Below are 14,280 nucleotides of genomic sequence, written 5' to 3' on the forward strand. Positions count from 1 at the left end.
TAAAAAGCCGAACTGATCCGACCCAAGACCTTTCGTTTCAGTCCGGCACATTCCTTATTTTAAGGAATCCGTGGCAATGCCGTAACTCTTGAAAAATTGTTAAGCAGGTCCTCCTCCCGCTTAACAAGAAAAATCTATGTTTCTTTCTTCGCAAGCGAAGATAATTTTTGCACTATATCAACAAGCCGCTCTTTATGTTTTAAGACCGCTTTTAAGATATCCGTTGTTTCGGCGAGGCGTTCTTTCTCACTCTTCTTTTTATTTAGGCCTTCCTCTTCATCAAGTGTGTAGAGTTCGCATTTATTGATGATATCGCTTGAAATATTTGAGAGATCATGAGCAAGGCGCCTTAAAGAAGTATCTTCTCCCGGCTCCTTAGACATTATTACTTCGAATTTGACTGCCTTTGGATAACTGCGCTCTAATACTTTTTTAATAAGAACTTCCAGCGTATGAATATCTACCGGCTTATGTACAAAATCTACTATACCTAAATCAGCTATATCCTGCATTTCTTGTTCAGACAGGACTGCGCCTGTGACCATGGCTACTTTTGTGTCTTTATCGGTTTCACGCAAGATTCGTAAGACATCCTTACCCTCTAGGTTGCCCTCAAGCTTCATGTCCAAAATAACCAAATCGGGTTTATTCTCTTTAATTAATCTAAGCGCTTCCTCTCCGGTACTCGCGGCAGAAACCGTAAAGTTACGCCGCGAAAAATGATTAACCAAAGACTCGCGTATATCAACTTCATCATCCACAACTAATAATTTTGGCTTTTCTTCCATCTCGCCTTTTATTATACTGCATTTTCTCATAATTGGAACTGATTTTGACTTTAAGTCCATGGGCAAATAAGCTTATGATTAATAATCTTGCAAAAACGGAATATGCTGCATAAGCCGCAGTGCTGCGGCACAACAGTATTTTTTAATTGCCGGGTATAATGCGAATTCACCTGGACAACCAAAGTGTCGAATTCCTCTTTTGAATGGTTTTCTTTTTTAATCAGGGCTTCAATTATTTCCATAATTTATAAGGTTAGAGAAGTTAAATAAATCTAAGATGCTGCGGTCCACCGTTGTGATCCTGTCTTCTCTTTTCTCGCGAATCACTCTAAAGCTCCCTCCGCATTCGCACTTCAATACTTTTGGCGCCGCGGTATAACCCTCTTCGCCACAGATTTTGCATTTGACTTTTACCATCGCATCTTTCCTTTCTCCGTGGCAAAAAGAAAAATTTAAAGCGACCTAGAGGCTCCTGCGAGAGATTAGGGAATTTAATATCTCTTTTGGCAAGATATTATCCCCTGGTACATCCCCCAGGTCGCCAATTTGCTCGCGCGAATTCTGCTTAGGCATAATCCTTATGGAACCGGCCAAACCGATTAAGAAAGGAAGATGCTTTGTAGCTTCGCATGTATCATGAATCAATTTGTGTATGTCCATCTTTCTCCTTGTTTGTTATTTTCGCCAACATTGAGTCAAGGGCGCTAAGAGGAACAGGTTTTTGCATAAACTCTGAAATATTTAATCCACTGAATTGCGGATCCTTTTGAATATCTAAAGGGTAACCGGATATCATAATAACTTTAACCGATGTATTAAACTGCCTGACTATTTTCAATAGATCTGCTCCGCTCATGCCAGGCAAGTTCATGTCTAGAATCATTAGATCTGGATTCTGTTCTTTAATAACAGTGATTGCTTCTTCCGGAGCATTTGCGACCAAAGCATCGTAGCCTTTACGTTTTAAATGAGAAGCGGTGTATTCGCAGACTTCTTTCTCATCATCCACAATTAAAAGTTTTAATTTAGCTTGATCCATTTTGGCTCCTTTAAGTACCTTTTTTAACTTACAGCAGAAGTATAACACACACTTTATCATTTGTCAAGGTTTACTGATAAATATGATAAATAGATATAAATATCTGCTATACATAGTGTTATAAGATAATACTACAAAAGGTGCAAATATTATTTAACATATATTTTATCTTTATACAATAAATGATAAAATTTCTCTTGACAAAACAGGTTCTTAAAGATAGAATTAAATTGGAGGATTTAAAGGTGAAAATTCACGAAAAGATAAGATTATTGATTGATGAAAATAGGCTAAACCTTGCTGTCTTGCATAGAAAGGTTAAAGAGTTATTTGGAGACGAAGCCATTACGTATTTAACTCTTTACAGGACTGTGCATGGACTCACAAAAATAAGGGAATCCTCTCTCTTCCAAATCGCCGCTTCTTTGGACATAGCTCCTATAGAAATAAAAAAAGGAACTGATGAGGATATTGAAGTTGACCGCTATGAGTATTCCAAAAATGCCTATTTTGATGTCTTGACTAAAGACGTGGATTTCCTGCCCATAAAGTTAGTGTTACATCCTAAAGCAAAAACGCTTACTGAGCAGGATCCAATTGAGAAAGGGAATTTTATAAAATGGGTTTACCCGCAGCGCGGAGAGATTACCTGCGTAATTACTACTGAAAACGGGATAGAAAGACACGAACTCCAGAAAACCTCCAAGCCTTTCTGGTTCAAAAGCACCTACCCTCACTATTTTGAAAATACTTCAAAAAGAAAATCAACCTGCCTGGTTATACAGTCTCCTAAATACAGATAGCATTATATAGGTAAGGATTTAAGGCACTACCGGATGGTATTTGTTTATGGCTTTAAGCTTCTCCTGGATTTTCGCCATGAGTAACTTTAAAGCAAGTGGTTTGGGAATATATTCGGCACCTAAGTCCTGGATTTCTTTTGAAACTTCGGCACTATCCCACTTTGTGATCACAAAAACAATCACATCTGGAACTATTTTTTTTGCTTCTTTCAAAACTTCTAAGCCTGAAATCCCTGGCATCTTATAATCCAAAAGCATAAGGTCGCAGCCATTTTCTTTTAGATGCGTCAAGGCCTCGTAACCGTTGGAAGCCTCATAAAGCTCACAATGGAGCCTTTCTGAGATAAATTTATTCAGGGTTTGACGCAATCCATCTTCATCATCTGCAATAATAATCTTTGGTATATTCATAACATCCTCCGGCTTATCAAACTTACTTATAAATCAGCTTAGCCACCACTCCCTCAAGCTCAAGCATATTAAAAGGTTTCTTGATATAATTATTTGCTCCGAGATCCTGCGCTTCCTTACGCGTCGATTCATCGCCAAGAGCAGTGAACATTACCACAGGCGTTTGCTTGTCATTTTCTCTTATGCGCTTTAGCACTTCTAAGCCGTTTATGCCAGGAAGTTTGATATCCAAAAGTACGACATCCGGCTTGTCCTTTTCAAAACTTACAAGGCCGTCTTCTCCGGTAAAACTGGCCAAAATATGACAGCCTCTTGTCTTGAAGAAACCTTTCAAATAAACAACCGTCTCTCTATCATCATCAATAATCAACAATTTTGCCATAGTTATTGAATCTTCCTTTTAATCAAGTAGTCAAGGATATCGGAAACTTTCCTTATTTTTTCTGCATCCTCATCGGGTATCTCGATTCCGTACGCCTCTTCCAAAGCCATAACCAACTCTACGCTGTCTAAGCTATCCATCCCGAGTTCTTCGGTTAAATCAGAATCGATTTTAACCTTGTCCTTATCCACCCCTAATTGCTCGGAGATAATGGAACTTACCTTAAGAAATGTAGTTTCGTTATATGGGCTCATTTTGCAAAAAGTTTGTTTTCAATACAAGTTTCGATAATCCTGGCTTTTAATTTCTCTATGTGCCTACGCCTGCCCTGGGGGCTGAAATCATCAAGCTGCATTTCCGGCACATCCTTCATCTCTTCATAAAGCTGATCCAGTTTATCCTTGTGTTCCTGCTCTAAGACATCCCTTCTTGAATGGACAATGAGAGCCTTGACTATGCCCTTTCCCTGTAACTCTAAAATCTCATCAGAAAGATCAAATGTACCTGAACCTAATTCATCAGTCTTTTTTAGTGGTACAACCATAGCCAGAATCACTATATCCGGCTTAAATTCTTTGATATTCTCCCTTGCCTCTTCCTGGGTGTAAATGAAACGCGTTTCAAGCTGCGCCTTGCCAGTCTGGATTAAATCATCCAAAGGGACAAGCGGCAAAGAAGGCTTAGAGTCTTCTATAAAAAGGATCCTAGCTTTAATAACATGGCCTCCTATTTCTTCGGCTTTTGCCCTCCATGACCAAGAAGGCGGCCTTTTTACCTCTAGAAGCTCTCTCATCCGCTTGATAATCGCATCTAAGCGCACTGGTTTTACAAAAAAACCGTCTACTCCCAATTCTTTAGCCCTTTGCAAGAATGTATCCGCATAACCAGTAATAACCATGATCCTGGTTTTGGGGCTATGCTGTTTTATAGCCTTGATTACTTCTATACCGTCAACCTTAGGCATCCTCATATCCAAAAGCACAAGGTCGATATTGTTCTCTTTAATTATCTTAATCGCTTCATCGCCGTCAAATGCAGAAAACATCTGGTGGCCCCTATTTGTTAATACTTCGCTTAAGGTCTCGTTTATTTCCTTCTCATCGTCTACTACTAAAATCTTCCTTGTTTCAGCCATCCTTACTCCTTTCCATCCTAAAGGTATTGATTCCTCGACTGTAATGTCTCTTTTATTTTATTTAATTCACCAGCGGCCTCCTGCGCTTTGGTTTCAATAATCTTCAGACCTTTTGTAAACTCATCTTTCAAATTTCCTGGTAGATCCGTACGGTCTTTAATTATATCTAGTAAATATCCAGACACAGCGCAAACGCCATTAAGCTGGTTTGCAGCTTCATGGTTCAAATCAGGAATCTTACGAACCTCTTTATTCTCTTCCATTATACCTTATTTCATTACCGACCATATCAAAGATACAACCCAGCCTAAGCCGGTCCACCCTAAAAGAAAATTCAGTAAAAACACTGCAAGTTTATTCTTATGGTTTCTTAATACCGCAACTAAAGTCGGTAGAAAGTATAACACAATAGCCAAAATAATCAGCGATAGTTCCGGCAAACCAAAGCTTTGAAATAACATATTTAGATCTCTCTGTATAGCTTATGTTTTATACAAGCTCTCTTTAATGAGTCGCTTAATTTTTCTAAGATCTCTTTATCCGGAAGCATATATTTAGGATCCAGGGGCGTAGCTACATATGCAAGTCCCCTTTTAATCAAGTTATCCGCCTCCTCCCATTTCATGGCTGGATCGCCAAAAAGGATAATTTCTTTGGGCGGATAAGGAAAATCCATTAGGCTTGCCGCAAATTCTCCGAAAAGCCCCACGAGGGCAACGTCAAAAAGAATAATGTCCGGCTGAAAATGATGAATGGAATCAAGATGTTTGGCGTCTTCAACCATGCCAAACCATTTTATTTCGTATTCCGCCTGGGTACATTCCTTGTTTGAGAAATATTCCTCCAGTAAACCAACCAGCATTTCCCTGGGTTCGATAAGCAGTATTTTTGCCTTAGGGATAATTTTGTCTTCCGGGAGATCCTTTTCGTTTACTACCGGTTCTTTATCTAGGGTAGCTGTAGTCTTAGACCCTATGGTCGGGGCTGCGCCTTTACTGAACAGCGCTTCAATCTTTTCTTTAATGTCACTGACCAGAACTGGCTTTACAAAGAAACCGTCTGAGCCTATCTGATCTACTTTTTTCTTATATTGCGAGTCATAGCCAGTAGTTACCACGACAAACATACCAGGGTAATCTTTACGGATGGTTTTTAATACCTCTAAACCGTCTATGCCGGGAAGCTTCATATCAAGAAGTACAAGATCAGGAGCAGAATCCTTGAGTCGTGCGAGTGCGGTCTCCCCGTCAAAAGCCTGTAAAACCTGGTATCCTCTTAATTGCAGCATACCCGCCAAGGTTTCGGTAACAAGCTTCTCATCGTCAACAATTAATATCTTTTTAGGCATAGTTTTTAATCTTTAAGGTTATTTTCAACCACCTCATCAAGCGTGCTCATTGTAAGAGGCTTGTTCAGAAAAGTTTCTACTCCCATGGTAATTGCTTCTTCTTTAACTTTATCCTCAAGCGCACCTGTTGAGATAATCACCTTAACAGTAGAGCCAGATTCTCTAATCTTTTTTAAAACATCGAGGCCGGTCATCGGGCCTTCTAACTTATAATCAAGAAGCGCTAAGTCCGGCTGCTTCTCCAACAATAATTTTACCGCTTCTTCTCCCGAAGAACAAGAATATACTTCCAGGCCCCTTCTTTGAAAATGGCTTTTGAGAACCTCTGTTACTTCTGCTTCATCATCAACAATGAATAATTTTTTCATTGTCTGTTGTTGGAGACAGTTTTTGCTGCTTGAGCAATAAACTCTTTTAGTTTGGCCAAAGGAATCGGCTTTACCAGAAAATAATCCGCCCCTTGTTGAAAAGATTTTTCCTTAGTCGTTTCCACGTCAAATCCGGTTAATACAATCACGCATATTTTTGGATTAAATGCTTTCGCTTCTCTTAATACCTGTAGACCTGACATATCTTTTAAATTAAGGTCTAAGATGATAATCTGCGGATTTTGTTCCTTAATTAGATCTATTGCCGCTTGCCCTGTCGCTGCCTTTAACACCGCATAGCCCTGATTAGCCAAGTTATCAGCCATTTCATTCAAAATAAGCTCGTAATCTTCTACGATCAAGAGTTTAAGCATTATTTTTGCTTTCCTTAGTTTTTAATAAAGGTAACTCTATGGTAAAAGTTGTTCCTTGTCCGTATTCAGAGGCAAAATCAATCTTCCCCTTATGGGCAAGAATAAATTTCTTTACAACAAATAGACCAACGCCATGACCTCCTTTGCCGTACCCTTGTAGCCCTGTGGGTTTGCTACTGTAATAACCGGCGAATATCTTTCTTTTGTCTTCCTCTTTTATACCTATGCCATTGTCAGTAATGCTTATGATAAGATAGTTATCTTTTACAAAGGCTTTTAATTCTATATGGGGAGCATAGGAATCGTTTTCAGGCCATTTAAGTTCAGGATTTCTCACTCTGATTTTGTCAATCTTTTCATATACAGCATCAAAAGAGTTATCTACCAAGTTGAATACGCAGTCTCTTATTTGGGCGTCTGAGCCAAATACCGAAGGCAAGTTTTTATCAATTTGACAGGAAATATCAACTGGTGGACGTTTGCCTTCGATTTTATCCTGAGAGTGTTTCATTTCTACAAGCTCGAGGCTTGAATTAATAATTGAAGATGGATCGAATTCCTCAAAGTTCGGTGGCGTAGTTCCGGTCAGACTCATTATTCCTTTGGTTATCTCGCCTCCATACTGACACTCATCGGAGATTTTTTTAAGCTTAGGAAGAGATTTCTGCAGGATCTGCTTTGCTTCCGCATCTGAAAGATCGCAAACATTCCTCTCTCCGAGCATATCGAAAATACCGTCACAGGTCATAGATATGGCATAGAGCCGGTTGTTAAACTGGTGCCCGGCGCCGAAGGATACGTCCGAAACAGCCTGTTCTCTGGAAGATTCAACTATTCTGTCTTCTTCCCCTTGCCAGAATGAAGCATTCTCGATAGCAAGCGCTGCCTGATTGGAAAGTACTTGAAGCACGTTAATTTCTTCCTTGGTGAAGGTTTCATCGTTTCTTGATCCGCCAAGAATAAGAAAACCAACCAATTCAAGACGAAGAAGGATGGGAATAACAATATTGGCTTTAAATTTTATCAATTCGTTTTCGAGAGGCACAAGGGCATGGTTTGTTGTTGAAACGATCTTATGCTTAATTTCTCCATATTCAATCGCTATTTTTTCTGTAAAGAGCTTATCAGCTAAGACAGAATCAAAGGGAATATTTTTAGGTAAACCATCTATTTTCGGAACAGCATAATAGGAAACCAGATTGAACTGTTTACCTTTAAGAGGATCATTCTCTAGAAGATAAAAGGCAGCATGCTTTAATTGCAAGATTTTTAAAACATTATGAACAATCAATCCCAGCAAGGTTCTAATCCTAGTAAAGCGCATCATGTAGGAAGAAAGCTCTCGGAGATTATCCTGACGTTTGCGTTTTTCTGCAAGAAGACGAGCTTCCACACGACTAGTTAAATATATAAAAATAAATGGTCCTACTGTAGCCAAAATAAAGAAAATAATTAAAGGACACCAGAACCAACTATTTCCAAATAAACTTATTAGCACATTTTTCCCAAAACCCGTAATTGCAAAAGGTATGCCTAAAACCAATAGATAGACGGATATGAAAACTCCAATTCGACTCAAAGCAACATTAGGATCTACCAAGCGATAACGAAATACAGCATATGCTACAATTCCTATATAGAAACTAATCATTATATTAAAATAAGGAGGCAGATGGATGCTATACCACATAGGCCAGTTTGTGGCGCCTCCAGCGAAACCGAGCATAGCCGATATAGTAAAATATTTAATTTGCGTTCGTTTAATATCAACGCTTTCCCGAAGTTTAACTATTAACCAATAGAATCCATATAAACATTGCCAAAACCAAAAAATCAAATAGAGATGAAAGAAAAAAGTTGGGGTTGGCCAAAAACCAAGATTATAGCGAGGAGCAAGACCAGTGTATAATCTTGAGGTAAGATTTAATATAATAAAAAATATATTGATAAGAAGAAGCACTCGCAGAAGTTTTCTTTTTTCCTCAATTAACCCTAGAAAATAGAAAACAAAGTATAGGTAGGTAATATTTATTAAAATTATACCCACAAATAACACTTTAAACCATAATAAAGCCTGTGATTCTTCTTTAGCTAATTGCCAAAAGAAATAACCAAAACTATAAAGAGCAACACTTAAATTTAGGTTAAAGAAACTGCGATTCAGTGGGTTTTTTATATTCTTAATAACGATAAGAATTGAAACCGCAAGACAGGTAATAAAGTTTATTGCCCCTGTAAATCCTAAAAATGACATTATTTTAGACCTTTTGAATTGTTATAAATAATATTATATTACTTGGCTCTCTAGAAATCTTTATATCGAAACCATCTATCTCGCTTTTAACTATTAGATTTAACAGATGATTCTCTTCTCGCGGATAGAAACTCCAATCACACCACCAATCAGGCGGTAAAGGTTTATATTTGCTTACATCTTTATGTGCGATAATTAATCTACCCTTAGAATTTAACAAGTTAAAACAAAAGCTTATTAAATTTTTTAAAACTCTATCAGGGAGATAATCGGCTAATCCTATACTATAGATTAAATCATACTTACCTAAGATCTCAGAATACTTGCTATTTTGATTAATGTAATCTAATACGTTGTGCTGAAAAAAATGAAGGGGTACCTTGTTAACAACTTCGTTTAAGGACTCTTCTGAAAATTTTAGGGCTTCTTCATCTTGATCAACTAATGAAAAGGAAACATTGTTCTTGAGCAACAATTTTGAGTCAGATAGCACCTCCTTTATTTCTCGACAAGAACCACAAGCTATATTTAAAATTCTAATCTTTGGTAAATGTACTTCCTTAATGATAAAATCCCTTAATATTTTCCCCATTTCATTTTCTCGGTTTCTTACTGCTACAGCATAAGCATTACTTAATAAATATTTATCATAACAATATCCTAAAGCCGATGATAGAGGCTTGTTATCATAAATTATTTCTATTAATTTATAATCCCCAGGATAGCCTCTGGGTTTCTCAAAAGCATGCTTAACGATCTCTGCCTTATAAACCCATGGCCCACAAATCTCCCTGAAAGCCTTCTTAACCTTCTTAATCAGTATTTTATTATTTAACTGATTTTCTAATTCGTCCCCTTTTTGCACGATATTATCGTTAATAGTAACTATCTCCTTATAAATTTTCTCTTTGTCTTCACCCTGTTCTAAAGATTGTGCCATTTTGACTAATTTATTCATATAATCTTTAAAATCTACATTCCAGAAATTAGAAATCAAATCCTGAGTCTTTTTATCACCTACCTTATTTAATAGCGATTTAAGACTATTTTTGATTAAAATGGTACGAAGGTTTTCTAAATCCTTCTCCTTTAGTCTTATAAAACATGCCCCATAAGTAAATTTACCATCAGAAAGTAAATGCTTGTTCCATATTACCTTAAATTCCGTATCAATATATTCTTCTGCAGAAAGTTTTATTTTAGCCTTAGCCCTAGTTAAAAGTAATGGTTTTTGTAAAATGAATTTAAACCCGACCTCGCTTAAGTCAACAGTTGTACCAATAAATTCTGGACTTATTTGTATCGGAAGTTCTGCGTCAATCCTAGGAAAAATCCTTTTTTCTGATTCTCTGTATTTCATTAGCTATCTCTCCTTCTATTTATAGTTTAAATGATTGCAGTATTATCTTGAAACAACATCTGTTTTCCTGCGTCCTTTTTCATGGGTATAATACCTTTCCTTCTCGGCCATCCATTTATCAATCGAGTCTTTATTGAACCGCCATATCCTACCTACTTTTGCCGCTGGGATACGATGTTTAGAGAGAAGGACGTATACCATAGGTTTCGAAAGCTTAACATAACGACACACTTCCTCAAGAGTCATAAATTTTTCTTCCATATCTACCTCTCTTCTATCGGTAAAGATGCGTCATAATTCGATTATTACCGTATATCAGCAGATATAATATCAAACTATCTTAAATAAGTCAAAGAATTTCTCTTTCTTGCTATTATACGGCGAATTGCAACTCTAATTGCGACAAAATTTTAATTCCCGATCAAAGCTGTTACTTTGCAAGTACTCAGCAGCCACCTGCTTAGGCGTCTTATACGCCAGAATTTTTCTTGGATAAGCGTTCATCCAACCTTCTATGTCTTTAATCTGTGACTCCTTAAAGTCGGCGATATCCGTGCCTTTGGGGATAAATCTACGGATCATCCGGTTGTGATTCTCATTCGTGCCGCGTTCCCAAGAACTAAATGAATGAGCAAAGTAGATTGTTGTTCTGCGTCTTTTATCAAAAATGCTGATTTCCAGCGATCTCCAGTCTAAAAATTCAGCACCATTATCAAAGGTTATAGACTTAAACTTACTTTTGAAGCCTTGGCTGTATTTACGCTCCAGTTCATCAATCGCTGCTTTTATCGCCTCCTGCGAAGCCTGCGCCACTTTTATAATAATTTCTTCGCGGCTCTTTCGCTCGGTCAGCGTGATAAGGCTAGTTTTTGATCTCCTGGGCCCTTTTATCGTATCGCCTTCCCAATGCCCATAATCACGGCGCTTTTCAACCGCCAAGGGCCGCTTCTCGATGCTTCGACACATCCGGTTCGTCCGACTCACCCTACCGACTGGACGATACTTTCGGCGTTTCTTGTTGCGCTTCTGCCATAAATCCTTATTGCTTATGCCCGAAAAAATCCCTTTATCTATATAGTTATACAACGTCTTTGTGCAGATCATTCCGGTAAACTTTCGTCCGCTAACCTTAATCTCACCGATAACCGCGTCAGGAGAGAATCGTTCATCTATCAGTTTCACCCGAATGTATTCTTCCAGTTCTTTATCTCTGCCGATCTTTAATGACCGTTCTTTGTTACGCCCTCGCTTTTCATACTCTGCCTGCCCTACATGAGCCCGATATGTTATTTTCTCTGACAAATCATACTGTAGCCGCGCTACTGCGCCTCGCCCGATCTCCCGGTATATCGTCGCTTTGTTCCGGCGAAGCAATTTTGCGATCTCTGCTACTTTTTTACGGTCTGCCAACAATACTTCAATCTTGTAACGCTCTGACTCCTTTAAATGCGCATACCTCTTCTTTGTGCTACAATAGTCTCGCTCCATAGATCTCCTGTTCTTTGTTTGTGTGAGAACTTACAAAGTAACAGTTTTTCTTTGATCTGTGGAGCTTTTTTTAACTCTTCTTGTCGCACTTCAGTTTACAATCTTTATTCTTGCTATTATACTGAGCAATACTTTAAAATCTTTGACGGTTAATTCATCTGCTACCTTCAACCCGCAATCATATCGCAAAAAATGATGGAGTCTGATTATTCTTTTTGTTTCCGTAATCAAAGATTTTGGAACTTTTCTATATCTCATTGTGCCACCTCCTAATATAACTGACGCAGAAAGTAGCCAAATCTAACAAGAAATTATGCTATTTTATCTGCTTCCAATAGCTCCTTTCCCATAATAAAGCTAAACCCATACCCCAATTCCATCTGACATAATATCTTCCCGTCAAACCAATGGCAGTCTTCTCCATCGCTTACAACTTTAATTTTATCTTTCAGGTAGTGCTTGGCTATAATCAGAAAAGTTATCACTGCTAGATCGTACGGCCGAAAAGCAGTTTTCGTACAGTCAAAATATCTGCCGTTTTTTGGTTCGCTGTAATCGGACAGGTTTAATATTCTATCAAATAGAAAAGTCTCGTAAGAACAATCCCCATCACAAACCCGCTTCTCTATCTCGGCTCCTGCAAACCAATGTCCTTTCTGCGCGTCTTCTATAAAAGGATTGGCGATTCCACCGGCATTCTTTGTGGGCCAGGGAATAGTAATTGCTTCATTCTTTGGGTGGCCGCACTTAGATAAGCCGTTAAACCATACCCTATCATAATTAATTACCGGCTGACCCTCACCATGCCCGTTTGCTAAAATAACGCCTGCTTCCTGCATCTTAGGCAAAACTTTCCTGAAATCATCCACTATATTAACAAAATCTTTCTGATCAATTTCCCTTTCCCTGTACCAATAATGAGTGTATCCCATTTGTCTTATCTCCTTTTACCTAATGCAGGAAAAATAGCAGTTCCTGCAATCATCATTGTTATTTTCGCTTGAGCATTTCTCGCAAACTGGCCTTTTATCCAAAGAAGCCATGGACCGTAACAGCAGCTTTTCAACTATCACAGTCATTGGTTTTCCTTGCGATTGCTTTAACCTGTAAAGCGTCTTGATCATTGTCTCGCTTAACACCGGACTATACATTCTGCGCTCACCTCCTTCGGCTCGTCGGCAACCTCAACCCACAATACGCCGTCGATTACTATCCAATCCTGGACTTCGCTCCAAGTTATTTCTTTGGTTAATTTGTCTCTTTGTATCCACATTTTTAGACCTCCTCGTTAGGGAACATCATCGTGATGACACCTCCCTCGTTTACTACCCAAACCTCTACCCCTGCAAACCAGAAAACCTGCAGGCGAAGTTGATTTGTATCATCTTCTTTTCTCGCGTCAACCTGCTGCCAGATTCTCTCGATCTGACCCATGGTCAACTTCTCGGTTACTTGATCTGTAATCTTTTTAATTTCCTGCATTAGAAATCACCTCCCTCGTCAAGCAAATCCTTATGCTTTTCAACAAAGGCTTCCAAGCTTTCAGAGCCGTTTGGCTTAATGCCTTTAGCCATAAGCTTATAAACGTTCTTCATTAGATTTCTTTCTTCCCAGAGAGCGGATAGGCCAAATGCCTGCTCCGGAAGATCCTCTTGATACGTTCTGTATTGAGAATTACGCGGCTTTGAATACCTTTCCATACAGGCATCCGCGCGCAGCACCCCATCCTCAAATTTTTCGTTTTTCTTTAATACTTCTTTTTTTACTTGGCTCATGTAAGCCTCCTTTCTTTTGACGCCTAAAAATCCAAGCCCAATGATTTGAAGTGATTTTTAAGGCAACCCAAAAAATCACGGTCTTTTGTCAAGAAAACAGGTATGCCCGAAAGCAAACGACGCAAGGAGTGAGCTTTCCTGGGAGTCCTTGAGAAAAATTGAGACTCCCCGAAGGGGCAGAATACTTCTGATACCTTGCATCTTGAGGCAGACCACAAGTGCAAGGTAGAGGCGAATTATTCTCAAGGATTTTCTTGCACAAAAGTCAATCTTGGGCTATTTTTACGGCGGAGAAGAAGAAAGAGGCGTAACTTGAAGACAAGGAAAAACAGGAAGAAAATTTGAGGATGGACAAAAAGCGCGGAACCGTGGAAAAACTGAATTCCCAACTATCCGCTCTCTTCTTGAGCTTTGCTTTTATTTAGGCTGGTTTAAGATTTTCTTATTCTCAAACCCTTTTGCCCGGTATTCAATTATGTGGTAATGAATTGAGCCTTCCACATCAACGTACCCAAGCGTTATATCAGCCATTTTGATATCGCTGTCCAAAGCTAAATCATCGAAGTTTTTAATCTGCTTATGCAATTCTTTTAACCAGTTATCGACTTTCATATTTTCCGTCCTTTCCTTTAACGAATTCTTTAAAAATAACTTTAACCCCCAAGCACTTAACGCTCGCGGCGGGCGGTGGCCTAAGAGGCACCTTTTTCAACAACCCCCTCGAAGGCTACCGCACGCCCGTCCCAAACAAAACC

The 14,280-nt window shown here is 38.7% G+C and carries 24 protein-coding genes; 1 reads left to right on the plus strand and 23 read right to left on the minus strand.

Annotated features, from left to right (window positions below):
- Window positions 1-134: 134 nt before the first annotated feature.
- Genes C4533_05135 through C4533_05155 form a run of 5 tightly spaced genes read right to left on the minus strand, consistent with a single transcriptional unit; the run spans window position 135 to window position 1,887 of the window.
- Window positions 135-848 (minus strand): response regulator, encoded by a 714-nt coding sequence (locus C4533_05135; protein ID RJP29184.1) that lies wholly within the window; start codon window positions 846-848, stop codon window positions 135-137.
- A complete protein-coding gene (locus C4533_05140) occupies window positions 839-1,030 on the minus strand; it encodes a hypothetical protein (protein RJP29185.1) in 192 nt (63 codons plus the stop codon). Before C4533_05140 ends, C4533_05135 begins: the two co-directional genes overlap by 10 nt.
- Window positions 1,017-1,205, minus strand: a complete 189-nt coding sequence (locus tag C4533_05145; GenBank protein RJP29186.1) for a hypothetical protein — start codon at window positions 1,203-1,205, stop codon at window positions 1,017-1,019. The genes C4533_05140 and C4533_05145 overlap by 14 nt, the downstream gene beginning before the upstream one ends.
- 45 nt (window positions 1,206-1,250) lie before the next feature.
- Window positions 1,251-1,448, minus strand: a complete 198-nt coding sequence (locus C4533_05150) for a hypothetical protein (GenBank protein ID RJP29187.1) — start codon at window positions 1,446-1,448, stop codon at window positions 1,251-1,253.
- Complete coding sequence (locus tag C4533_05155) at window positions 1,423-1,887, minus strand: response regulator (protein ID RJP29188.1); 465 nt, start codon at window positions 1,885-1,887, stop codon at window positions 1,423-1,425. Before C4533_05155 ends, C4533_05150 begins: the two co-directional genes overlap by 26 nt.
- A 122-nt stretch (window positions 1,888-2,009) precedes the next feature.
- On the opposite strand from C4533_05155, the gene C4533_05160 reads away from it, so the two are divergent.
- A complete protein-coding gene (locus tag C4533_05160) occupies window positions 2,010-2,630 on the plus strand; it encodes a hypothetical protein (protein RJP29189.1) in 621 nt (206 codons plus the stop codon).
- 18 nt (window positions 2,631-2,648) lie between these two features.
- On the opposite strand, the gene C4533_05165 is transcribed toward C4533_05160, so the two are convergent.
- From C4533_05165 to C4533_05250, 18 genes are all read right to left on the minus strand, one after another.
- A complete protein-coding gene (locus C4533_05165; GenBank protein ID RJP29190.1) occupies window positions 2,649-3,041 on the minus strand; it encodes a response regulator in 393 nt (130 codons plus the stop codon).
- 22 nt (window positions 3,042-3,063) lie between these two features.
- Window positions 3,064-3,423 (minus strand): response regulator, encoded by a 360-nt coding sequence (locus C4533_05170; protein ID RJP29191.1) that lies wholly within the window; start codon window positions 3,421-3,423, stop codon window positions 3,064-3,066.
- Window positions 3,424-3,425: 2 nt separating this feature from the next.
- The gene (gene acpP, locus C4533_05175; GenBank protein RJP29192.1) at window positions 3,426-3,677 is read right to left on the minus strand and encodes an acyl carrier protein; all 252 of its coding nucleotides are present in this window, start codon (window positions 3,675-3,677) and stop codon (window positions 3,426-3,428) included.
- Window positions 3,674-4,558, minus strand: coding sequence for a response regulator (locus C4533_05180; protein ID RJP29193.1), 885 nt, complete (start codon window positions 4,556-4,558; stop codon window positions 3,674-3,676). Before C4533_05180 ends, acpP begins: the two co-directional genes overlap by 4 nt.
- A gap of 17 nt (window positions 4,559-4,575) precedes the next feature.
- Entirely contained in the window at window positions 4,576-4,821 is a 246-nt protein-coding gene (locus C4533_05185) for a hypothetical protein (protein RJP29194.1), read from the minus strand.
- A gap of 6 nt (window positions 4,822-4,827) precedes the next feature.
- Window positions 4,828-5,019, minus strand: coding sequence for a superinfection immunity protein (locus C4533_05190; GenBank protein RJP29195.1), 192 nt, complete (start codon window positions 5,017-5,019; stop codon window positions 4,828-4,830).
- 2 nt (window positions 5,020-5,021) lie between these two features.
- Window positions 5,022-5,906 carry a response regulator gene (locus C4533_05195; GenBank protein ID RJP29196.1) on the minus strand — a complete coding sequence of 295 codons (885 nt, stop codon included), beginning with the start codon at window positions 5,904-5,906 and terminating at the stop codon, window positions 5,022-5,024.
- A gap of 5 nt (window positions 5,907-5,911) precedes the next feature.
- The gene (locus C4533_05200; GenBank protein ID RJP29197.1) at window positions 5,912-6,274 is read right to left on the minus strand and encodes a response regulator; all 363 of its coding nucleotides are present in this window, start codon (window positions 6,272-6,274) and stop codon (window positions 5,912-5,914) included.
- The gene (locus C4533_05205) at window positions 6,271-6,648 is read right to left on the minus strand and encodes a response regulator (protein ID RJP29198.1); all 378 of its coding nucleotides are present in this window, start codon (window positions 6,646-6,648) and stop codon (window positions 6,271-6,273) included. The genes C4533_05200 and C4533_05205 overlap by 4 nt, the downstream gene beginning before the upstream one ends.
- Window positions 6,641-8,902, minus strand: a complete 2,262-nt coding sequence (locus C4533_05210) for a GAF domain-containing protein (protein RJP29199.1) — start codon at window positions 8,900-8,902, stop codon at window positions 6,641-6,643. Before C4533_05210 ends, C4533_05205 begins: the two co-directional genes overlap by 8 nt.
- 4 nt (window positions 8,903-8,906) lie before the next feature.
- Complete coding sequence (locus C4533_05215) at window positions 8,907-10,262, minus strand: hypothetical protein (GenBank protein RJP29200.1); 1,356 nt, start codon at window positions 10,260-10,262, stop codon at window positions 8,907-8,909.
- A gap of 42 nt (window positions 10,263-10,304) precedes the next feature.
- Window positions 10,305-10,523 (minus strand): DNA-binding protein, encoded by a 219-nt coding sequence (locus C4533_05220; GenBank protein ID RJP29201.1) that lies wholly within the window; start codon window positions 10,521-10,523, stop codon window positions 10,305-10,307.
- A gap of 132 nt (window positions 10,524-10,655) precedes the next feature.
- On the minus strand, window positions 10,656-11,750 hold the full coding sequence (locus C4533_05225; protein RJP29202.1) for an IS30 family transposase: 1,095 nt from the start codon (window positions 11,748-11,750) through the stop codon (window positions 10,656-10,658).
- Window positions 11,751-12,061: 311 nt separating this feature from the next.
- On the minus strand, window positions 12,062-12,682 hold the full coding sequence (locus tag C4533_05230) for a hypothetical protein (GenBank protein RJP29203.1): 621 nt from the start codon (window positions 12,680-12,682) through the stop codon (window positions 12,062-12,064).
- Window positions 12,683-12,697: 15 nt separating this feature from the next.
- Window positions 12,698-12,889, minus strand: coding sequence for a hypothetical protein (locus tag C4533_05235; protein ID RJP29204.1), 192 nt, complete (start codon window positions 12,887-12,889; stop codon window positions 12,698-12,700).
- A 136-nt stretch (window positions 12,890-13,025) separates the two neighbouring features.
- Window positions 13,026-13,232 carry a hypothetical protein gene (locus C4533_05240; protein RJP29205.1) on the minus strand — a complete coding sequence of 69 codons (207 nt, stop codon included), beginning with the start codon at window positions 13,230-13,232 and terminating at the stop codon, window positions 13,026-13,028.
- A complete protein-coding gene (locus C4533_05245; protein RJP29206.1) occupies window positions 13,232-13,525 on the minus strand; it encodes a hypothetical protein in 294 nt (97 codons plus the stop codon). The genes C4533_05240 and C4533_05245 overlap by 1 nt, the downstream gene beginning before the upstream one ends.
- Window positions 13,526-13,942: 417 nt before the next feature.
- Window positions 13,943-14,137 (minus strand): hypothetical protein, encoded by a 195-nt coding sequence (locus tag C4533_05250; GenBank protein ID RJP29207.1) that lies wholly within the window; start codon window positions 14,135-14,137, stop codon window positions 13,943-13,945.
- Window positions 14,138-14,280: the final 143 nt, after the last annotated feature.

This window comes from Candidatus Omnitrophota bacterium, assembly GCA_003598025.1.
Classification (GTDB): Bacteria; Omnitrophota; Gorgyraeia; order Gygaellales; family Profunditerraquicolaceae; genus Profunditerraquicola.